The following is a 22,153-nucleotide window of genomic DNA, read 5'->3' on the forward strand; positions in this document are numbered from 1 at the left end:
TGAGAAAGCAATATGCCTTTTTGCTTGCTAAATCTACCGAAATGAGAAAGCAATCAAGGGTTTTGAGAAAGCAATATGCCTTTTTGCTTGCTGAATCTACTGAAATGAGAAAGCAATCAAGAGTTTTGAGAAAGTAATATGCCTTTTTGCTTGCTGAATCTACCGAAATGAGAAAGCAATCAAGGGTTTTGAGAAAGCAATATGCCTTTTTGCTTGCTGAATCTACCGAAATGAGAAAGCAATCAAGGGTTTTTGACTCACATCTTTAATCCAATACGTTTGGGTTAAGGGCTACTGGCAACAATTTTGGGTTTTCAAGACGCGATAAATCGCCGTTTCTACAAGACGCGATAAATCGCCGTCTCTACAAGTGTTTTGGTCTTATCTGAAATGTATTGATTTGCTTTATCGAGGATGTTGGAGGCAGATAGCGCAGCGTTAGCGAGTCCGCGAGCGTCGGGCAGTCAAGAGTAGAGGAAAACTGCCCGACGCTCCTTTCCTGAGCTACCGCTGCGCTATCTGTAACAGCCCGCGACCTAATGGAGCAAGGGTTAATGGCACTAAGAAAAGATACAGCCCTTGTTCTGACTGGAACAAGCCTGGAGGCTGGGAATCCATTCTGGGAGGCTCCGCCTCCAGTAGCTTGAATTGAGGCAGAGCCTCTTTTAAATACATTCCCAGCCTGGAGGCTGGGAACGAGACGACACATGCTTTTGGGTTTTTCTTAGTGCCATTCGGTTAAAGACAAGAACTCCAAAAATTCTAGTTTTGTGGCTCTTTTTCAGGAGGGGTTTGAATCCTATAAGTGAAAAAAACCTTCTGCCTCCTGCCTCCTGCCTCCTGCCTTCTGCCTCCTCCTTCAAACATCCTCTTAGGGTTGATAGCGGAGGCTAAAGTAAAAACCATCATCCTGAGCGTTATTACCGCGATCGCTAAGATCGATAAATGGAAATCCATAATCGAGCCGCAAAAACAGATTATCAATTCCCATTGCCTGATTCCATAATAATCCTAGACCTGCACCCACCAAAAAAGTCTGATCGGGTAGCTGGTTGGGATTATTAGATTTATTCCAGACGGCTCCCATGTCCAGAAATGGCGCAAGTTGAATTGTGGATATTCCAGATTCGTTGCGCTGCACTGTGATCCGATCTTCGATCGCTACTCGAAATCCATTATCCCCAGAACGGATATTTTGGCGATATCCCCTGACTGACTGGCCACCGCCAATAACGAATTGCTGTGAAGGTAAAAGGCTATCTGGTGTTAGCTGCAAGTCTGCTTGAATCAACAATAGATGATCGTTGCTGAGTTGCTGCACGCGCTGGACTTGTCCTAGCCAACTGAAAAAGCGACCATCGGGGATGGGGTCATTGTTGATAGTTGCATCTAATATATCTATGCCAAAACTAAATTGCGATCGCAAAAACCAAGCTCCTTGAGGTTCGCGCCTGATATAATCTTGACCAAATTTAATTACACTGGTGCGGCTCACGCCATTGGCATCAGGCCCAATACCAAAGGGGGTTGCAAGATCATCAAAAAGGAAAGTTTGACCATCTTGATAGGTAAATCCTAAAGATAGGGCAAATTCTTCTCTGGGCGATCGCATCAATGGTTGGCGATAATTGATTTCATAAAGATCCTGGTTTGCCCGAATCCCAAGCGCATCAAAGGGTGGCTCAGTGATTTCGTTGCGGTTAAATGCGGCTCTAATCTGCACTTTGCCGTTCATGGCGTTAACGGGAACTTGATAGCTAAAATCAAAGGCATCGGAACCACCAGAGAGGGTGTGGTAATATGAGCCAGCTAACTCATCTCCCATACCGGTTAAATTGCGCGATCGCAATTCAACCCCCAATCTTTCCGCCCCAATACTGGGAGGCGAATAATTATCTACACCCAAGCTACCAATTAAAGATTGTGCCTCTTCAACTCTGACAATGAGAATACTTTGACCAACCTTACCTGTTGGACGCAGACGTGCTTCCACATTTGTAAATAAGGGATCAAGTCGCAACAGTTTCAATTGTTCTTCGAGCTTACCAGTATTGAGAGGAGTACCAGCACCTAGTTGAATGCGACTCCGAATATAAGAAGGGTTTAATCGCCGTGTCCCTTCGATGTCAATCTCTGTCAAACGCCCTTCAATTACCCGAATTACTACAACACCATCGGCGGTACTAGGTTGTTGAGTGTCTGGAACCGCTCTGGAATTTATATAGCCTTTATTTAAGTAAAGCTGGGTAATAGCATCTGCGGCTTGTCTGATTTCTTCTAAAGTCAAGTCCCGTTCTTCAAACGGTTGCACAACTGGATTAAAATCAGTTTCGTTAAATACTGTGCTATCTACAACCTGGATTTTGCGAACCCGAATGCGTTGTGGTGTTTCTGGTTGATTCGGGACACTTATTGGGGAAGGTTCTGTTTCTTGTACGATTTGTAACTCTGGCTGACTGCTATTTTGAGCCGAGTCTGGTGTAAAGTTATTTGCTGTAGCTCTAAGTCCATTTGCAGTGACAATCCAGACCGCAGGCAGAATTAGGAAGCCACACTGAAAACTGAAACTGTGCTTATTCCATTTAGTAGCTGCCAAACTCCGCCAAGTGTCTAACTGATGAGAGAAATAGACAATTCTTGCCTGAGTCATTGCTTTCGGCTTAACACTAGTTTCTGTTTCTTTTCTCATTTCTCCTCAGTGGGGTGCCTTATCTAAGGACTGGGCTGATTTTGGTTTTTGAGTATGTTATCGGTACATGAGTATTTCAATATCATATTTTTGATATTCAGATTTTAAAAGATTTGTAACTAAAACTATAAGTAATAACAATTTCTTCTAAGTGATAGTCCTTAGCATTATATTGTGGTGATAGGTAAAAAACTTGGGAATACTTCGATGTCACCACTGATATCCATTGTCATCGTCAATTACAACCGGGAAGCTTACCTTGAAGAAGCGATCGCTAGCGTCTTAACGCAGACATGGCAAAACTTGGAGCTACTCATTTGGGATGATGGCTCTACAGATGGATCAGTGGCGATCGCTCACGCGTATGCTCAACAAGATGGACGAGTGCGGGTAATCCAAGCACACCATCAAGGAGTTGCTGCGGCTTGTAAGGTAGCAATCAGCCAAACTAGCGGCACTTACATCGGTATACTTGACAGTGATGATATCCTAGCCCCTACCGCCCTTACCCAAACTGCTAAAATCCTCAACAGCCATCCAGAAACGGGATTTGTTTACACCGACTACTTAAATATTGATCGAGATGGCAAAGTTCTTGGTTATGGCGATCGCTGTAGTATTGCCTACTCCCAAAAAGGTCTGTTAGTAAACTTCATGACGTTTCACTTCCGCCTGATGCGGCGGTCAGTTTACGACCGGGTGGGAGGTGTTAACAAATCGTTCCGCTGTGCTTATGATTATGACATTTGTCTGCGACTTTCAGAAATAGCTCAAGTCCGCCGCGTTCAAGAGCCACTTTACCTCTACCGAATTCATTCTCAAAGCATCTCTATTAGCAGAAGAACAGAACAAATTCTCTCCTCTAAGCGGGCGATCGCACAAGCACTTTGGCGGCGCGGATTAGCAGATAAGTTACAAATCGATGTAGAATTACCCGCAGGTCGCTTCATATTACGGCGCAAAAAACCTCTACTTTCCACCATCGCCGCTTCCCTGTTAGCTATTGTGCCTCTGGTGAGTGCCCAAGCACAACAAATTATCCCTGCTGTCGATGGTACAAACACAATTGTTACACCTGATGGCAATCGACTTGATATTACCGGCGGTACAACTTCTCCTGATGGTGTTAACCTCTTCCACAGCTTTCAACAATTTGGAATTTCGCCAGAACAAATCGCCAACTTCCAAGCCAGTCCGGCGCTGCAAAATATTCTTGGTCGAATTACAGGCGGAAATGCCTCGGTTATCAATGGCTTAATTCAGGTAACAGGTGGCAATCCGAACCTCTTCTTAATGAATCCAGCCGGATTTATGTTTGGAGCAAATGCCAGTTTAAATGTGCCTAGTGCTTTCACGGTGACAACAGCCAACGGCATAGGCTTTGGCAGCAGTTGGTTCAACGCCATCGGTGTAAATGATTACACTACTTTAGTTGGAACCCCTAACGGATTTGCCTTTAGTATGAACCAACCGGGGGCGATCGCAAATTCTGGAAATTTGGCAGTAGGTATTGGGCAAAATTTGAATTTATTGGGTGGTACTGTAGTCAACACCGGGCAACTTTCAGCACCGGGAGGACAAATTTCTATCACATCTGTACCAGGACAAAATTGGGTGCGTCTCAGTCAGCCAGGAAATCTGTTGAGTCTGGAAATTCAGCCCCTCGCCTTTAGTAGCAACCAACCCAATAACTGGACAATTCCTATTGCATCTTTACCAGAATTGCTCACAGTTGGGAACACTGGATTAACTGCCAATGCCGATGGAACTGTACAACTGACAGGTTCTAATGTAAAAATTCCCACAGATCCAGGTACAACGATTGTTTCTGGCAGAGTAGATACATCAAGTCAAACAGGCGGTACTATAACGGCTTTGGGTAAAAAAGTCGCGGTGGTTGATGCCAATATTAACGCCTCTGGAACCAATAGCGGCGGTACTGTACTAATTGGCGGTGATTACCAAGGTAACGGAACTTTACCCAACGCAGAGCAGACTTATGTGGACTCAAAATCCGTCATTAATGCCGATAGCAATTTGAATGGAAATGGCGGACAGGTAATTGTTTGGGGCAACGACACAACCCAGTTTTTTGGTAACATTTCGGCTCGTGGAGGAGCAAATGCCGGAAATGGTGGTTTTGTAGAAGTATCAGGCAAAAATTTCTTAACCTTCAATGGTTTGGTAGATACTTCAGCAGCCAATGGCAGTTTTGGGACTTTATTACTAGACCCCAGCACATTGACAATTATCGATGGCGGAGCAGGGACTTTTGATGGCACGGCTGGCAATATTGCCTTTGGCGATGCAGATATTGGGGCGAATACCGTTTCATGGGGTGCGATCGCACTTTCAGGTGCAAATATCAACTTACAAGCCACAGGAAATATTACCATCAATGACATCACCGGAGCGACACCCGGAGTCACTACTGATGGTGTTGCTACTTTAAACTTGGGTAATGGCGGTAGCTTCAGCCTCTCTTCACAAACTGGTTCTGTAAACTTTGTTGATCCTACCAACACGATCGCAACAACCGGAGGAGCAATAAATATTTCGGGAGCCAGCTTATTATTAGGAAATTTAGATACAAGTAATGGTGGTGGAACTATTGGCAACGTGAATTTATCTGCGATTAATGGCATCACAGTAGGTAACATTATTACCACTGGCGGGGGTTACTCTGCGGGTAATGTCAATTTGTCTGCGGGTGGTGACATTATCACAAACACCATTAATTCCTCTTCCACTGATGCAGCTGGCTCAGGTACGGCTGGCAGTGTCGTAGCAACAACTACAGGCGGCAGTATCACCACAGGAGCAATTAATTCGTCTTTAGTCAAAGAAGGAGGTGGCCAATTTACTGGCACGGCTGGTGCAGTCACCTTAACTGCCACAGATAATATCACTGTTAATGGAGGTATTAATACCTCAGCCAGCACCACCGGAGTGGATGGTGATACAAGTGCTACAGGCGGTGCAGTCAGCTTAAGCGCTACAAATAATATTACGGTGAATGACGCTATTAATGCTTCAGCGATCGCCACCGGATTTGATACAGAAGCAGCCACAGCTGGCAGCGTCACCCTAGAAACTAACAATACTGCTGGCAGCACAATTCGTTTTACAACCATCAACACACAGGCTGTATCCTCGGCTCAAGGTACTCTGACCAGTGGCAATGTGCAAGTGTTGACAAACGGACTAGTTCAAGGAACAGGGACAGGTACTACCATCAACACACGTAGAGCTTTTTTAACCCCTTTCAGTGAAGCAGGATTTATTAGCATTGCCGGGGGTGATGTCAGAATTCAGCATGATGGTGGCCCAGATAATGTACCATTTATAGTCGGTGACGCCACGAGTACCAATGGCACAGCCGGAATAATTGATACCGGAGGCGGTACAACCATCAATGCAGGTAACTTTCCAGTCTTGCCAACTGGCGGAGATGCCAGTGGCACCCCAGCCAGCATTACCATTACATCCGTAAACACCCCGCCGACGCTGACAACAAACACGCTTCTTTCATTCGACGCTCTCGCCAATCAAACTTTAAGCTTCACATTTACTGGCAGCACTAGCGATGTCAATCTAGATAATACCACCGTTGTCATTGATGCCATCCAAGCAGGAACCTTGAGACGGGGCGATACGGTTTTAGCTGCGGGAGACACATTAACTATAGGTGAAACATTAAATTACACACCACCAACTGATAGTACAGGGCTAATCAATGTATTCACACTAAGAGCGAGAGATGTTGTTTCATCCTCAGAACCTGTACAGGTAGCAATTAACGTGAATGTGCCTGAAATTCCTCCTGAAATTCCTCCTGAAATTCCTCCTGAGATTCCTCCTGAAATTCCCGATCCTCAGCCCTGCTCATTCCAGTGCAGTCCAGGTAACCCACCTAACCCAGGTAACCCAGATCCTAAGATTGGTGACCCTGTGATTAACACCGATGCTACCCCCGAAGATAAATTCACAGACGATTTTGGCGACCATTTAGGCATACCCACCCCTAGAATCAAAACACTAGATGATGCCAAAGAAATTGCTCGCAAAATTGAGGAAGCTACTGGTGTAAAACCTGCATTTATCTACATCAGTTTTGTTCCTGTGGAAATCGTACCAGAGAGAACTAAAAAGCTGAATATCCTCGCAGAACAAGATAGCGACGAACTAGAAATAGTGGTAGTAACAGGAAAAGGCGATCCTATCCGCAAGCGCATCCCAGGAACGACCAGAGCCAAAGTTCTCCAAGTAGCTCAAGAATTTCGTGACCAAATTGTTAGTCCACAAAACCGTCGCCGCACTGGTTATTTGCGTTCATCTCAACAACTTTATCGCTGGATTATTGCACCATTAGAGGCGGATTTGCAGGCAAGAGAAATCAACAATCTGGTATTTTTGCCAGATATTGGGTTACGTTCAACTCCAATGGCAGCACTTCATGATGGTCAGGGGTTTTTAGTAGAAAAATACAGTATTGGTTTGATGCCCAGTCTTAGTTTGAGTAATACCCTTTATAAAGACATTAAAAAATCTCAAATTTTAGCCTTGGGGGTTTCTCAGAGTACTCAAGGACAAGAGCCTTTACCAGCAGTTCCCCTTGAGTTATCAACACTGGTGTCTAAACTCTGGCAGGGCAAGTTATTGTTAGACAAGCAAGCCACCTTAGAAAATCTCAAAACTATCCGCCGCCAACAACCTTTTGGAATTATTCACATGGCAACCCATGCCGATTTTGCTACCGGCGCTTTGAGTAATTCCTATATTCAACTGTGGGAAGACAAGTTACGCTTAAACCAATTACGACAGTTGCGCTTGAATGAACCCGAAGTTGAAATGCTGGTGTTGAGTGCTTGTAGAACAGCCTTGGGGGATGAAGAGTCCGAACTGGGATTTGCGGGTTTAGCAGTGCTAGCAGGTGTGAAAACTACTGTTGCTAGTCTTTGGTCGGTCAGTGATGCTGGTACAGCAGCATTGATGACAAAATTTTATGAGAACTTGAAGACGGCTCCAATTAAGGCAGAAGCTCTTAGACAGGCTCAGGTAGGTATGGCTAAAGGGCAGATTTATGTAAAGAATGGTCAATTACAAGGTTTGGGAGTAGTCGGGAACTTGCCTTTACCGACTGACAGTGTTGATGAAGCTGAACAATCACTTATGCATCCTTATTATTGGGCTGGATTCACAATGGTTGGTAATCCTTGGTGAGCTGGGAAAAGTAACAATTTTTGTCAGCATTTCAGCTTTAGACAATTGACCTTTAGCTTCTAAGTAATAAATATATTTATGAGTAGTTTAGTCTTACTATTATTGGGTTTAGGAATTTTTTTATTTGCTTGGAGAAGTAAAGACGAAATTCATCGCATTGCGGCGATGGTAACTGGGACAATTGCTCTAATTTGGGGATTTTCTCTAGCTCCCTTGTCATTTCAATTGGTATTTGAGATTATCTCAGTTGTAGCGGCTTTCTTTGTTTGTATGCGTTGTTTAGGCTGTGGTTTAAAGCAAGATTAATTTTAGTCATTAGTCATTTGTCATTAGTCATTAGTCATTTGTCATTAGTCATTTGTCATTAGTCATTTGTCATTTGTCATTAGTCATTTGTCATTTGTCCAAGAGAAACCACGCCCACTCTTGAACGTGCTTTGAATTAGTCAGATGAAAGACTAAGTTTTTCCGCCCACAAGAGACGGGGTATGTACCAATGACCAATGACCAATGACAAATGACCAATGACAAAAGCAATACCGCCCTTCACACAATATCTGTTTGTAACAGAAGCTTTTTTTGTCCCACTAACACCGTAATTACCACACTTTTCCATTGTGGGGTTTACAAAACTCCCCGCAATTGTGACGATTACGCTAGAATTGTTAAAGGTTCTTTACAGAATTTGCTGATCATCCCCAGTTCTGTTAAAACAGCCTAGCATTCAAATGTAAATCTTAAAACCCCCTCTAGAGTTCACCAAAAGTTTCTATGACGCTCCCAATTCGCAACGTCGCAATTATCGCCCACGTTGACCACGGCAAAACCACGCTGGTTGACGCACTCCTCAAACAATCCGGCATTTTCCGCGAAGGCGAAGACGTTCCGGATTGCGTTATGGACTCCAACGCCCTAGAACGGGAACGGGGTATTACTATCCTGTCCAAAAATACAGCAGTTCGCTACAAAGAAACGCTAATCAATATTGTTGATACTCCTGGACACGCTGACTTTGGTGGCGAAGTTGAACGCGTACTCGGCATGGTTGACGGATGTCTTCTAATTGTCGATGCCAATGAAGGCCCCATGCCCCAAACACGCTTTGTCCTCAAAAAAGCTTTAGAAAAAGGGCTGCGCCCCATTGTTATTATCAACAAAATCGACCGTGGTAAAACTGACCCCCACGTTGCTGTCGATAAAGTTTTGGATCTGTTCTTGGAATTAGGGGCAGACGAAGACCAGTGTGATTTTACCTATCTGTTTGCCTCTGGTATGGCAGGTTTCGCCAAGGAAAGCTTGGAAGCAGAATCGGTAGATATGCAACCCCTGTTTAACGCGATTCTGCAACACGTTCCACCACCAGTAGGCGACAGCAATAAGCCTCTGCAATTGCAAGTTACAACCCTAGATTATTCTGAATATCTGGGACGGATTGTGATTGGCAGAATTCACAACGGTACTATCCGCTCAGGACAGCAAGCAGCTTTAGTTACAGAAGATGGCACCATTGTCAAGGGTAAAATTACCAAGTTGATGGGCTTTGATGGACTGAAGCGCGTAGAGATGGAAGAAGCAACCGCAGGTTATATTGTGGCGGTGGCTGGTTTCGCTGATGCTTATATTGGAGAAACGATTACTGACCCCAATGAACCGCAAGCTTTACCACTAATTAAAGTGGATGAACCAACCTTGCAAATGGCCTTCTGGGTGAATGATTCGCCCTTTGCTGGTCAAGAAGGCAAGTTGGTAACATCAAGACAAATACGCGATCGCTTATTCCGCGAACTTGAAACCAACGTTGCTTTGCGTGTCGAAGAAACCGATTCTCCCGATAAATTCCTCGTTTCCGGTCGTGGAGAACTCCACCTGGGTATCTTAATTGAGACCATGCGCCGGGAAGGCTTCGAGTTCCAGGTATCTCAGCCACAGGTAATTTACCGCGAAATCAACGGTCAACCTTGCGAACCTTTTGAACTCTTGGTATTAGACATTCCTGGTGATGCTGTGGGTAGCTGTATTGAACGCCTGGGACAACGCAAAGGCGAAATGCAAGATATGCAACCAGGTAGTGGCGATCGCACCCAGTTAGAGTTTGTCATACCCGCCCGTGGTTTGATTGGTTTCCGGGGTGAATTCATGCGGATGACTCGTGGCGAAGGCATCATGAACCACAGTTTCTTAGACTACCGTCAACTTAGTGGTGACATTGAAGCCCGTAACAAAGGTGTTTTAATCTCCTTTGAAGAGGGTGTTTCTACCTTCTACGCCATGAGAAATGCCGAAGATAGAGGAGCATTCTTTATTACTCCAGGCACAAAGGTTTACAGAGGCATGATCGTGGGAGAACACAATCGTTCCCAAGATTTGGAATTGAATATCTGTAAAACCAAGCAGTTAACTAACCACCGGGCTGCTGGTGGCGATGAATTGGTTCAGTTGCAAGCACCAATAGACATGAGCCTAGAGCGTGCTTTGGAATACATCGGCCCCGATGAATTGGTGGAAGTTACACCCCAATCAATTCGTCTGCGGAAGATGTCGAAGAAGTTGGCGAAACGGTAAGTTTAGTTACTTAGTTGATTTAAAAAGCCCGCAAATGCGGGCTTTTTATTTTGCTATAAGGCGGTTTAAGTTATCAGTTAAAACTTAGTCTGAAGTCTATACTGAGTATCAATACTTATTTACCTGCTACCATTTTCCGGGCTTGCGTTAAAATCTGGGAGGTTTCGTCATTCATAACTTGCTCTTCACTTTCTAACTCCTGGATGCGGCTACGAAGTACCTCTATTTTCTTGTCAGGAGACAATCCCTTCAGGAAATCAACTGAAATAACATTAGACTCTTCCTTCAAGAAAGTCAGAACTTTTTGAAGCTTCATCCGACTCTCTGCTTGAATTTTAGGATTTGCTAACCTTACCTCAACAGAAGTGATTACATCAGGTATAGCATATTCTTTCAATCCAGCTTTTGTGGACACAGCATCTAGATTCTTAAAAATTTGCTTAATTATGTAGTCGGAAAGACCAAAAACTTGCAAATGAAGCTTTGTCAACCTTTCAGCATTACTACCCATTTGAACCTCCTTGGTTTTTTCCAGATACCTGCCTCAGAAGGTCTGTAATATATGTAGCCTGTGCATCAATTGTAGCCTTTAAAGCAGGAACAACCTGAGCAGCGTAGAAATTCTGAATATTTGTGAGTTGTTCAACAAGGCTTGCAATCATTTCTTTCTGTTGATTACTGATCTTTTTCTGTTGCCCTAGTTCACGATTGCGCTTGAGCAAAGCCGGACCAGCATACCGAATCACGCACAAAATAACTTCGTCTTTATTGATAACTTCGTCCTGAGAAGCATCAATAGCTCTCCTGACATCAGCTTGTGACCACCCAAATTCATTAGCAACTTGCTTGATAAGCGAATCATTAGCCATATTTAAAAATTTCTCCTTGATTAATCAGAAAAATCAACAATTTTGGTTCCAATAGCAAGATTGCAACCAGGGTGTAATAACTTAAAATTCTCAGGTTTGTTTGCAGCAGAGCCAAAATCTTTGAGCGGAAGAACATGGTGAACAACTGCATCCGCGAAACGAAGAGGATCTCTGCAAGCAGCACACTTACTATCCTGATAATCGAACTGCTTAAGTTTCCAAGTTTTTCCAGTATTTGTTTTGAGCCATTTATTAAATTCCTTTCTCGGATCAATGGCTGCTTTTGCGTTTAATAGTTTCTCTTCAGTCTCTCTACGAATTACTTCCTCTTGTTTAAGAAGTACTACCATCTCACTGTAAAGCTTAACTAGGTTGTCTGCTGAGTCGTTACCCATAAAATCTCAATTAATTCATATCATCCTTAAATCTATGATTCCCTGTGTTTGTGCAAAACTATAGATATTACAGTACGATTATTTCTTTCTTTGGGTGTCATCACTTCTTCAATGTCAGTATAAGCCAAGTGCGTAGGCATAGCTTGTCGTAGAAGACATCGCTAGCCAGCAGGTATTCTTACAAAAAACGATCGCCATTGCCGTACATTTAGTCAAATTTTTGAGTAAAAATGAAGAGGACTGAAAAAGGCAATTATCATGACTATTCGTGAAACTGCGATGCCTTCGGCGAGCTTCGCTAACGCAAAATTGCAGCAACTTTCCGAACCACTCCTACAAGAAGTGACCGATTTCATTGATTTTGTTATCCACAAACATCAAGTTAAAATTGCTGAGAGTCAGCCTGATGAAATGCTTGTGGGAAAATGGTCACAATGGTTTGAGGCTGTGGATTCGCTAGAGGTATCTCCAGCTGAACCAGTCAGCAACTATCAGCAACTCCTACTCAACAAGTATCGGCAACAAGGGCTAGAGCTATGATCCTGTGTGATGCAGAAGTCGTTCTGGCTTTTGATCAACAAACAGCCTGTTAAACTCTGCAAAGGAAAGGCAAAAAGATTTGTAAATGGAATTTGAATGGAATCCAGATAAAGCGATATTAAACCTTGAGAAACATGGTGTTTCTTTTCAAGAAGCTGCAACTGTATTTAATGACCCGCTATCCGTAACTTTTCCTGATCCTGACCACTCCGTTAGAGAAAGTCGCTACGTTATTATTGGCTTATCTAGGTTTGAACAACTTTTAGTTGTTGCACATACTGATAGAGGGGAAAAGATACGAATTATCAGCGCCCGAAATGCTACCCGCCAAGAGAAGAGGTTTTATGAACAAGGAAGTTGAAAACGAAATGGAAGATGAATTACGTCCTGAGTACGACTTCGCTCAAATGGCAAGCGGGGTTAGAGGTAAATATGTTGAACGGTATCGTACAAAAACGAACCTAGTACTTTTAGCTCCCGATGTTGCCCAAGCTTTTCCCAACGATGAAGCAGTGAATGAGGCATTAAGGTTGTTAATCCAGGTCGCCCAGCGCCAGCAGCCTAACACAACGACCTGATCTGGATCAGACAGATCAGATTATTTGAGCAAATTTATGAAGGGGCAATCATTGAGACAGCAGGCAGGTAATCTGATAGAGAATTATTCAGATGGTAAACTAGCAGAATAAAAATTTTTGCAGAAGTAATTGTGATGGCTATTCGTGAAACTGCGTAGGCGTAGCCCGTCGTAGACATCGCTTTTGGTGCTGCTTTGATTTACCAAAAATCAGATAAGACTGATATCTTTAAGGTAAATAATTATCATCTAGTAATTGAACAAGAGTGTAAGGACACTTTTCTAGAAAAATAGTTAAATCGGTTTTAATTTTCACAAAATCAACCGCACTTTGATAAATATTCTCTAAATCATCCTGTAACTTGTTTATTAAATTCGTCGTTAAATGATTATTTAAGTCATATCTAAAGGTTTTGATTTCACCAATCCAATGACGATAGTTTCTCTCATATTCTATCTGCCAATATTGGAGTAATAATATATGAATAATAATTTGCCTTAAAAGACCTTTGGCTTTAGCTAAATCTCTTTTGCCCAAACTGATTAATTCCTCAATTAAGTTTTCTAAATCAAGTTGGTTAAACTGTTTTTGTTTTAATAATTCAATAGTTTCTTCTAACCATAAATTCTCATCGGTTTCATAGAGTTGCTTTAAGTTGGTAGTAATTGTCATATTTTTACCTTCTACCTACATTACATAATGTAATCATATACAATTATAAATTTATAGATGCAAACCACCAAAATACAGATAAATTGTTAAGTTGTGCAATAATTCCTAAGTGACTCTACATTATGAAAAATATTGGGTTGACGCAAGGAAAAATTACAGTTACAAAAAGCGCGACTTTAGAAGAGTTCTTAAAACTTCCATACATTGAAGAGTCACCAGCTTGGGAATATATTAACGGAGAGGCAATTCAAAAACCTATGGGAGGAGGTAAACACAGTTTATTGCAAAAACGTTTAGTTGCAGTAATTGATGCGTTGGGCAGTAACTACGAAGCCTTTCCTGAATTACGCTGTACCTGCGGTAATCGTTCAGTAGTTCCTGATGTGGTTGTGATCTCTACCAATCAAATACCACTGGATGAGAGTGGTGATATTATTAGCAGCGGGATTGATTTTGCACCCCCTTGGGTCATCGAAATTCTTTACCCATCTCAAAGTCAAACGAAAGTAACTGGCAATATTTTACACTGTTTGAGAAATGGCAGTCAGCTAGGATGGTTGATTGATCCAAGTGAACGCTGTATTTTAGTTTATCAACCTAATTATTTACCAGATTTGTTAGCAGGACAAGATATATTACCAGTGTTAGAAGATTTAAATTTGACGCTCTCTGTTGATGAAATTTTTGCTTGGTTACAGCGAAAAAGTTGACATCACTGGATTTATGCAGAAACTCACAAGATGTAGTCAAACTTGGTGAAAGCGCCAAACACATAACATTATGCGTAATTTCACATCATCGGTTGTTGTGACATCAATTCTATAACGGTGCAAGCCAAGCGCGATCCGCCAGCCAGCAGGTATTCTGATAAAAAGCGATACCTACGGTAAGCGGCGCTAACGCATTGTATCTTGCTGCAAAGGTACTGGATCACGGCGTCTTCTGTAAGATAATTTGACACCCGATGTTTGTGTAAGTAGCGAAGGATGAACGACAATGGTCAGTTCTAATAGTGCGTTGAACATAGCAGAAATTTCCCTAGATATTAGAGTCGCAAAGCAACAAGTCAGTGAACAAGAGTTGCAACCTTTAACCCAAGGATTTCAACTGCAATACACACATCCTCATGGACAACTTTATCAAGGTAATTCAATTGATTGGCTTGCATCGCTTGATAATGAAAGCGTTGATTTAGTTTTTGCTGACCCACCTTATAACATTAAGAAAGCTGACTGGGACAACTTTGAAAATCAAGAGAAATATATTGAGTGGTCAATTCAATGGATTAGTCAAGCTTCACGTATTCTAAAGTCAACTGGCTCTTTTTATATTTGTGGTTTTTCCGAAATCTTGGCTGATTTAAAGCATCCAGCATCAAAATATTTTAAAAATTGTCGTTGGTTAATTTGGCATTATAAGAACAAGGCTAACTTAGGTAGTGATTGGGGACGTTCTCATGAAAGCATCATTCATTTTCGGAAATCTGATGCCGTTAAAGTAAGTATTGATGATGTACGAATTCCTTATGGGGCACATACATTAAAATATCCATCTCACCCGCAAGCACAGACAAGCGCCTATGGAAAAGGAGCAATCAAAAAACACAATAACTGGACACCTAACCCAAGAGGTGCAAAACCTAAAGACGTAATAGAAATTCCTACTACTTGTAATGGAATGGGTGAGACAACACCCCATCCAACTCAAAAGCCAGAAGAATTATTGAGAAAATTTGTTCTTGCATCATCCAATGAAGGAGATTTGGTTGTTGACCCATTTTCAGGTTCAGGAACAACTCTTGTGGTTGCAGAGCAACTTAACCGTCGTTGGATGGGATGCGATTTAAATATTGAGTACAACTGTTGGGCAACTAAACGATTAGAAAATGTCCGTCGGATGACAAAGGAAGAATGGATAGCCTTTGATCGTAAAAATGCAGAACGAAGAGAGTCTATCCGATGAGGCTAGAGGATTTGGTAAATGAAGATTAAATTTGACACTCAATGAAATGGTATTACTATTGTCTGCGATCGCCTTAAGCATTTGCTTCGTGAACTTGCTCATCCCGCCACAATTGATATAGCCGTGTAGCTGGCATTGTCATATATAAAACATCACCAGCGCTGAGGTTAGTTTCTAGCAAATCCCAGCCATGAAGAGTTTGGTGATTTGTTTCTACATATAAAGGTACACAGTCAGCAGACATAGCTACATCTTTTACCCATTGACCACAAAAGGCGTGTGAAGGTGTGATCACAGTTGCAAAAGCTACCCAAAGACTATCCGCTGTGATGCCATTGCCAAGGATGCGTCCTCCTAGTGCAGCGGCGGCAAAGGCTGGGGCGGCTAGTTCAGCCGGACTCAGTACGGCCTCGAAGCCAAATAGCTGTTGCGCTATGCCAGCAAAATCAGGATCGGCATAATGAACAATCACCGGAATGCTGGGTGTCAAACCTTTGGCTTTGAGGGCAATTTCCAGATTGGTAGCATCATTGCTAGTAACAGCAAGGACTGCGGCAGCAGATTCTATATTGCTGGCTTTGAGTATTGTGCGGAAACTGGCATCACCCTGAATCACGGGGATACCGAGTTCGCGGGCAGTGTTGATATATTTGTTGTTGGAGTCGGGTTCAACTACTACAACTTCATGTCCGCTAGCGTGGAGTTGCTGAACAATTCTCACGCCAATACCACTCAAGCCACAGACAATGTAGTGATATCGCTGGGGAATTCGGGCTGCATCCCAAAATTGCTTAAAGCGGCTTCCCAAGACAAAATCGGTGAGCATGGCATACCAAATACCAATCACCACTGCTCCAACCAGCATCATCACAACGGTAAATAACTTAATACTGTTAGGAGCATTTTCTACTACTTTGTCATTCCCACCTGCTCCAGTAATCATGCCTACAGAAAAATATAGAGCATCGACAGGAGACAAACTCAACTCAGCCGACATATAGGTGAGTGTAGCAATCAGAATAACCGCCAATAGGACAATAGCACCCACCACTACCGATCGCCCGTGTTGCTGAAACTGCCTAAAATTAGTCAGGACTTTTAGCAGTTTTCTAATTAATGATCTCCGTGGGGAACGGATGCGGGGTTGAGTGCCAACAATTAAGCGATCGCCTACTTTTATCTCTTGTCCAGATATGACGGCTGACACCAAATCCATCTCACCTTTTACTGGCAAGTAATAAATTAGCATCCGCGATCGGTCTTCCCACAATTCACTCAGCTTTCGACCCTTCCAGAAGTGCTTTTCATCAATGTATTCTTCGTGAATCGGCCAAGTTTGCTGAAATAATTTGATTTGTCCGATCGCTCGGTTTCCCAGTGCTGCAAAGGTGAATACGGGTGCTGCTAATCCGACAACACTCATACTCAAATGGTCTGGCAAACTTTGATCTAGGCGCTCGCCCAAATTTGTATTATAAAAACGGTTGATAATCCGAATCTGGGGATTCAGCACCCGCGCTTGCATCATAATAGACAAATTCAGAGCATCTTTAGATCCAGCGATGACTAAAGTGTGCGCCTGTTGAACTCCTGCTGCTGTTAGGGTAGAAGCTGCTTGTAAATCGCCAACAATCACATCTCCTGCTGTTTCGCCGGGGACAGATTGGTGATGAATGCCAACAACGAAGGCTCCCTGGTGTCTCAGCAAACGAAAGGTTTTATATCCGGTACGTCCTAAGCCACAAACAATAATTCGGGGTTTCATGAAACGGCAGCATCTTTTACAGGTAGGGCTGCATTTCTAGTTATTTATTAATATTGTTGCCCACTTTGTTGGAAGATAACTGTAGCTGACAACACGATTGTTTTAATTAGAGGTAGAAACTAGAAAGAAAGTAATGAGTAATGAGTTAGGAGTTAGGAGTTAGGAGTTAGGAGTTAGAAGTAATGAGTGGATCAGAAATGGGTATTTACTCATTACTTATTACTTATTACCCCAGAATCCCCACTTTTCAAGGCTGGGGAGTATGTCAATCCTGCCTTCTTCACGTCTGTATTGAATTAAACTGCAAATCGCGTAGGCGTAGCCCGCCGCAGGCATCGCACAAGTAAATCTACATAAGCTGATCACTTTAGCGAATCTAGTGGCTCACAAAAATTGTTTACGCCTTGCTTGAGGACATAAATCAAAACTGGCGTTGCCAAAATCTTCGGAAACGTCGGCATTGCTTTTAAACGTTCCATCATCTTTTGAGGTGAAGTATTCAGCAAATCTTCCCGATATTCTTGTTCGCAAATGACCGCACGCCATTTTCTAGCCAAAGCATCTAACCACTCGGCATTTGCTCTTTCTGGTTGTTGTCCTGCTCGGATAGCTAGCGTCATCGCCGCATCTTCTAAATCTCCATCACAGTCTTCAATCAAATCCAGCGCTTCCATATCGCTGGGATCATCTGCTAATTGAGAGCGAAACTGTGCAATTTCTTGAGATGTTACTTTGGTCATGAGTCTTTGACAAGGCGAGCGATGAACACTCAGTTATGCTACATCATTTCACAAAATTCTTGTTATCAAAAAGCCTCATCTTTCAATGAGGCTTTTAGAATTTTTAATTTGAAGATACAGCAGTTTGCAAGTAACTGAAATAAAGAGTTTCTACCTCCTGCCCCCTGCCTTCTGCCCCCTGCCTTCTGCCAAACCGATAGCTTTGTACTTCATGCAAAAGAAAACTGCCGTAAGTCAAGCAATACTAGCGTAGTGCTCTGAGGGTAACAGACCTTTGTAACTGAGCTAAAGCGCGGTTATAATCCAAAATTGCTGTGACTCGATTACCTTCAGCCCTTGTGAGGTCGTTTTCAGAGTTAATGACATCAGTTTGAGTGCCGACACCAGCTTGGAATCGCAAACGTGCTAAACGTAGAGCTTCTCTAGCTTGTTCTAAAGCGGTATTAGCGGTTTGAACATTCTCCAAGCTAGATTGCTGGGTAGAATAGGCTTGTTCTACCTGAAAGCGAATTTGGTTGCGCTGTTCAGCAAATTGAGTTTCTGCGATCGCAATATTAACTTTTGATTGAGCCGCCCTTGCTCTTGCTGCTCCTCCATCATACAAATTTAGGCTTGCTCTAACTCCCAATGAATAACCGTCAGTAACGCTGACACCATCATCGAACTGATCTAGTAGGTTATAGCTGGCTACCAAACTCACTTGAGGGCCTATTTCCCCAAGGGCCTGCCGACGCTGTTGCTCACTGATATTGCGTTGTGCCAACTGCTGTTGCAGTTCGGGGCGATTTTGAAAAGCCAGCACAATACTTTGTTCTAGCGACGGGTTCCAAAGACCAGCTAATTGTACAGGGTCAGCAGCACTGATATTTACCGCTTGCGGCAAACTTATCCGAGTTGCTAATTGACGACGGGAAATTGTCTGCTGGGATCTAGCATTAGTCAAATCTTGTTGGGCATTTGCTAAATTCACCTGCGATCGCAACACATCGAACCGTGTACCAACTCCTGCTCGCTCTAAAGCTTCTGCATCGCGCAAACTAGCCTCGGAGTTTTGCACAGCCGACTGGGCAATGCGTACTTGTTCATCCGCTTGTTGCAGATTGTAGTAGTCAGTGGCAACATTCAAACGGATTATCTCAGACTGAGTTTCTACAGCCAACTCGCTGAAACGTACCTGTTCTTCAGCCGCTCTGACACTAGCTCGCACTCTCCCAGAAGTGTAAATGTTATATGAAAGTTGAGCTTGACCGGAAAAAGATGTACCAGCTTCATCTGGGGATGCTATACCCGTCTGTTGTTCTTGCAGTTCCGACGAGAGCTGACTACCAGCAGACTGACTGCGAGTAATATCCGTACTAACATCAAGAGTCGGCAACAAAGCGGCTTGCGCCTCTTTTAGAGCAGATCGATTGCGTTCTAGCTCCAATATAGTCACCTGTAAATCTCGATTGTTACGCCGTGCTAACTCCAAAGCCTGTGCCAAAGTAATCGGCTGATTTTCCTGAAGTCTCACTTCCTCCGGTTTGGTGGGAAATTGCAAAGGATTTGAGTTAGGAATCAGGTTATCAGGAATTTGCACCGCCCCTGACGGCACAGGAGTTACGGTTCTCGGCTCAGTGCTAGGTTGCACTGAATCCGCTGGTGCAGGAATTACAGTTTCCGGCGCAGTGGGAGTTGGCGTTGAATCTGCCGGAATTGGGGTATTGCTCTGAGCTAGGCGGCCAATTGCATTTTGTTGTAAGCAGGTGCTTGAGGCCGTTAGCAAAGCAGCCAAGGAATCCGTTTTGCTTTTGCCTAATTCCTGTGGACATCTTTGGGCTGACAACAGTTTTGCTGAACCCACACCTGTAGCTGAAGTTTGTAAAAATGTCTGTAATTCAGTAACAGTATTTACCTTTTGAGCCACTGGCTGCTGTGCAGAAGACAGGGACAAAATTTCTTTTTGGACAGAAGAGGGTTTTAAAGTGTAGTTAGGAACTACTATCTTCTTTAATTTCTGCCCAGATTCGCTGGAATTACTCTGTTTTTTGTTATTTTGAGCAGAACGGCTGACATCAAGCTGTTGGGAAGAATTAGAGGTAGATGTCAAACTGAAAAATCTACCTTCGTCTTTCTTAAGTACTTGTTTTATTGGCACAACGGTATTTTCAGTCGTGAATACTGGAATACTGTTATTACTTAAAGGTTTCAGACTAAGTTTAGTGAAACCAAAAGCAGGTACTATGGTCGGAACACTAACATCTGCACCTTTAGGCAGTTGTGTATTCATGGTGTCCACAACCAAGTCTTGACCATAAGTAGAAGTCAAAACGCTAGGAGAAGACGCCAGTTGTAACCCAGTTAGTTTTGCAGTACCAGCCCAAGCAGGCTGAGTTGTTAAGACCGCTGCCGTTACGCCAGGTAAGAAGCTATAAAAAAATAATTGCTGTCCTTTCACCGCATCCCTCACACGAAAATCAATCTAGCGGCAGAAAACCTTTCTTCACCACAGAATATAGCACGATACTAAACTTAGGAAAGAATATACTACGATACTAAATTTAGGGTTCGGAACTCTGTTTGTCTTCAAAACGTCTAACAATGCGAGAAAGTTCCGCCTTTTCATCGATACTAACGCGAGTAGGAGCACCGCTGATAATCCGTTCGTAGTTCCGGAAAGAATCTTTAATATCGGGCCCGTCAGCAGTGATATTATACTCACGAATTCCCTTATCGTGCCACGAACCTCTCATTTTAAATACGTTAATTGCCCGCGACATTTCTCCACGAATTTCTACGTACTGTAACATTATAATTGTGTCGGTGATCGTAGAGATATGAGAGTCAGTAATCGAATGCGCTCCCAGAAATTGGTCAGTTGTGTTAGTAAAGAAACCAGTAATTTCTTCTTGTTTAGCATAACCTGTTACACCAATTACAAACTGCCGAAATGCATTATTGCTCACTCCTCTAGCTAGTGCCGAAAGGGAATCAATGGCGATGCGAGTTGGTTTGAAGACAGAAATTTCTGATTTAATAATTTGTAAGTGGTCTTCTAAACCAGTTGATTCGGGATAGGTACAGATTATTTTGAGTAAACCTTGATCTTCTAATTCCTCAAAATCAATTCCCCAAGAGGAAGCATTACGAGATAGTTGGGCGCGTGATTCTTCATAAGCAAATAATATCGCCTGTTCTCCATTGAGGCAGCCATCTTGAATAAACTTACTTACTAACAAGGTTTTGCCCGTACCTGTGGCTCCGGTTGCCAAAATAATCGAATCTTTAAAGAAACCACCACCGCACATTTCATCTAAGGTTTTAACACCAGAAGATACCCTAACATTAGAAGATCGTTGAGTTAAGCGCATTGCTCCCAGTGGAAAGATGTTAACTCCTTCATTAGTAATTGTGAAAGGATACTCGCCTTTCATGTGAGTTGTGCCGCGCAATTTGAGAATTTCAATTGTGCGACGGCGGCGTTCTCCTTCTAAAACGTTGCGAACAATTACTACATTATCAGAAACAAATTCTTCTACTCCAAAAGAGGCAACTGGCCCATATTCTTCACTACGTTCAGTGGTAATTACAGTGGTGACACTCAGCAGTTTGAGACGGGCTACCAGGCGAAAAATCTCGCGTCGCACTACTCCCATCGCTTCATACTGCTGAAATACTGCTGTTATTGAGTCGATTGAAACTCGTTTAGCTTTGTATTTGCGGATGGCATATTGCAGGCGTTCAATGAGTGCAGAAAGGTCAAAGTTTCCAACTATATCTTGACCTTCCGGATCGGGAGATGCATCCAGAATAAACAACTTGCCTTCTTCAATTAAGCGCGGCAAATTCCAACCAAAAACATGGGCATTTTTAATAATATCACTCGGTGATTCCTCAAAGGTTACAAATACTCCTGCTTCATCAAAGTAGGTGATACCGTTATAAAGAAATTGAAGAGAGAATAAAGTTTTACCTGTGCCGGATGTGCCACTGATCAAGGTGGTTCTACCAATTGGTAAACCACCATGACTGATATCGTCAAACCCCTCAATCATCGTCCGAATTTTTTCTACACCCCCAATTTTTGGTGCTTGCTTTGGTTCTACTTGATCGTTTTCAGTCATTGCTTAATAAGAAATTGGTTTTAAACCTGTTTTTTATTACTAATTTTTTATGATT

At 42.9% G+C, this 22,153-nt stretch carries 19 protein-coding genes; 9 read left to right on the plus strand and 10 right to left on the minus strand.

Features of this window, described 5'->3' with window-relative positions:
* Positions 1-871: 871 nt before the first annotated feature.
* Positions 872-2,689: a ShlB/FhaC/HecB family hemolysin secretion/activation protein gene (locus A4S05_RS07040; protein WP_069069116.1), complete on the minus strand. Its 1,818-nt coding sequence runs from the start codon at positions 2,687-2,689 to the stop codon at positions 872-874.
* A gap of 207 nt (positions 2,690-2,896) precedes the next feature.
* Between A4S05_RS07040 and A4S05_RS07045 the strand changes: the two genes are divergently transcribed.
* The 4 genes from A4S05_RS07045 (at position 2,897) to typA (ending at position 10,474) form a co-directional block, all read left to right on the plus strand.
* Complete coding sequence (locus A4S05_RS07045) at positions 2,897-7,912, plus strand: CHAT domain-containing protein (RefSeq protein WP_069069117.1); 5,016 nt, start codon at positions 2,897-2,899, stop codon at positions 7,910-7,912.
* A 78-nt stretch (positions 7,913-7,990) separates the two neighbouring features.
* Positions 7,991-8,218 (plus strand): hypothetical protein, encoded by a 228-nt coding sequence (locus A4S05_RS07050; RefSeq protein WP_069069118.1) that lies wholly within the window; start codon positions 7,991-7,993, stop codon positions 8,216-8,218.
* A 211-nt stretch (positions 8,219-8,429) separates the two neighbouring features.
* On the plus strand, positions 8,430-8,633 hold the full coding sequence (locus tag A4S05_RS40100; RefSeq protein WP_141699663.1) for a hypothetical protein: 204 nt from the start codon (positions 8,430-8,432) through the stop codon (positions 8,631-8,633).
* A gap of 50 nt (positions 8,634-8,683) precedes the next feature.
* On the plus strand, positions 8,684-10,474 hold the full coding sequence (gene typA / locus A4S05_RS07055) for a translational GTPase TypA (RefSeq protein WP_069069119.1): 1,791 nt from the start codon (positions 8,684-8,686) through the stop codon (positions 10,472-10,474).
* 115 nt (positions 10,475-10,589) lie between these two features.
* On the opposite strand, the gene A4S05_RS07060 is transcribed toward typA, so the two are convergent.
* From A4S05_RS07060 to A4S05_RS07070, 3 genes are read right to left on the minus strand one after another with little or no spacing between them, the layout of a single operon-like run.
* Positions 10,590-10,985 (minus strand): hypothetical protein, encoded by a 396-nt coding sequence (locus tag A4S05_RS07060; protein ID WP_069069120.1) that lies wholly within the window; start codon positions 10,983-10,985, stop codon positions 10,590-10,592.
* Complete coding sequence (locus A4S05_RS07065) at positions 10,978-11,343, minus strand: hypothetical protein (RefSeq protein WP_069069121.1); 366 nt, start codon at positions 11,341-11,343, stop codon at positions 10,978-10,980. The genes A4S05_RS07060 and A4S05_RS07065 overlap by 8 nt, the downstream gene beginning before the upstream one ends.
* 20 nt (positions 11,344-11,363) lie before the next feature.
* The gene (locus A4S05_RS07070; protein ID WP_069069122.1) at positions 11,364-11,738 is read right to left on the minus strand and encodes an HNH endonuclease; all 375 of its coding nucleotides are present in this window, start codon (positions 11,736-11,738) and stop codon (positions 11,364-11,366) included.
* 258 nt (positions 11,739-11,996) lie between these two features.
* Here A4S05_RS07070 and A4S05_RS07075 point away from each other — a divergent pair, with 258 nt between their 5' ends.
* The 3 genes from A4S05_RS07075 (at position 11,997) to A4S05_RS07085 (ending at position 12,856) form a co-directional block, all read left to right on the plus strand.
* The gene (locus A4S05_RS07075; RefSeq protein ID WP_069069123.1) at positions 11,997-12,278 is read left to right on the plus strand and encodes a DUF2281 domain-containing protein; all 282 of its coding nucleotides are present in this window, start codon (positions 11,997-11,999) and stop codon (positions 12,276-12,278) included.
* Between the two features lie 85 nt (positions 12,279-12,363).
* Positions 12,364-12,639, plus strand: a complete 276-nt coding sequence (locus tag A4S05_RS07080; protein WP_069069124.1) for a BrnT family toxin — start codon at positions 12,364-12,366, stop codon at positions 12,637-12,639.
* The gene (locus A4S05_RS07085) at positions 12,623-12,856 is read left to right on the plus strand and encodes a hypothetical protein (RefSeq protein WP_069069125.1); all 234 of its coding nucleotides are present in this window, start codon (positions 12,623-12,625) and stop codon (positions 12,854-12,856) included. Before A4S05_RS07080 ends, A4S05_RS07085 begins: the two co-directional genes overlap by 17 nt.
* Positions 12,857-12,890: 34 nt before the next feature.
* Here the strand turns inward: A4S05_RS07085 and A4S05_RS41400 are convergent, their stop codons facing one another.
* Together A4S05_RS41400 and A4S05_RS07090 are read right to left on the minus strand one after the other, a co-directional pair.
* Positions 12,891-13,034, minus strand: coding sequence for a hypothetical protein (locus tag A4S05_RS41400; RefSeq protein WP_176726941.1), 144 nt, complete (start codon positions 13,032-13,034; stop codon positions 12,891-12,893).
* A gap of 50 nt (positions 13,035-13,084) precedes the next feature.
* Positions 13,085-13,528 (minus strand): DUF29 domain-containing protein, encoded by a 444-nt coding sequence (locus tag A4S05_RS07090; RefSeq protein WP_069069126.1) that lies wholly within the window; start codon positions 13,526-13,528, stop codon positions 13,085-13,087.
* 122 nt (positions 13,529-13,650) lie between these two features.
* Between A4S05_RS07090 and A4S05_RS07095 the strand changes: the two genes are divergently transcribed.
* Both A4S05_RS07095 and A4S05_RS07100 read left to right on the plus strand, forming a co-directional pair.
* On the plus strand, positions 13,651-14,238 hold the full coding sequence (locus A4S05_RS07095) for a Uma2 family endonuclease (RefSeq protein WP_069069127.1): 588 nt from the start codon (positions 13,651-13,653) through the stop codon (positions 14,236-14,238).
* A 286-nt stretch (positions 14,239-14,524) separates the two neighbouring features.
* Positions 14,525-15,490 (plus strand): DNA-methyltransferase, encoded by a 966-nt coding sequence (locus tag A4S05_RS07100; RefSeq protein WP_256090850.1) that lies wholly within the window; start codon positions 14,525-14,527, stop codon positions 15,488-15,490.
* 73 nt (positions 15,491-15,563) lie between these two features.
* Here A4S05_RS07100 and A4S05_RS07105 read toward each other — a convergent pair whose 3' ends face one another.
* From A4S05_RS07105 to kaiC, 4 genes are all read right to left on the minus strand, one after another.
* Positions 15,564-17,255 (minus strand): NAD-binding protein, encoded by a 1,692-nt coding sequence (locus A4S05_RS07105; RefSeq protein ID WP_069069128.1) that lies wholly within the window; start codon positions 17,253-17,255, stop codon positions 15,564-15,566.
* Positions 17,256-17,617: 362 nt separating this feature from the next.
* Positions 17,618-17,995 carry a hypothetical protein gene (locus A4S05_RS07110; RefSeq protein WP_069069129.1) on the minus strand — a complete coding sequence of 126 codons (378 nt, stop codon included), beginning with the start codon at positions 17,993-17,995 and terminating at the stop codon, positions 17,618-17,620.
* Positions 17,996-18,239: 244 nt separating this feature from the next.
* Positions 18,240-20,432 (minus strand): TolC family protein, encoded by a 2,193-nt coding sequence (locus A4S05_RS07115; protein WP_069069130.1) that lies wholly within the window; start codon positions 20,430-20,432, stop codon positions 18,240-18,242.
* Positions 20,433-20,535: 103 nt separating this feature from the next.
* Entirely contained in the window at positions 20,536-22,098 is a 1,563-nt protein-coding gene (gene kaiC / locus A4S05_RS07120) for a circadian clock protein KaiC (RefSeq protein WP_069069131.1), read from the minus strand.
* Positions 22,099-22,153: the final 55 nt, after the last annotated feature.

Origin of the sequence: Nostoc sp. KVJ20, assembly GCF_001712795.1 — a bacterium.
GTDB lineage: Bacteria > Cyanobacteriota > Cyanobacteriia > Cyanobacteriales > Nostocaceae > Nostoc.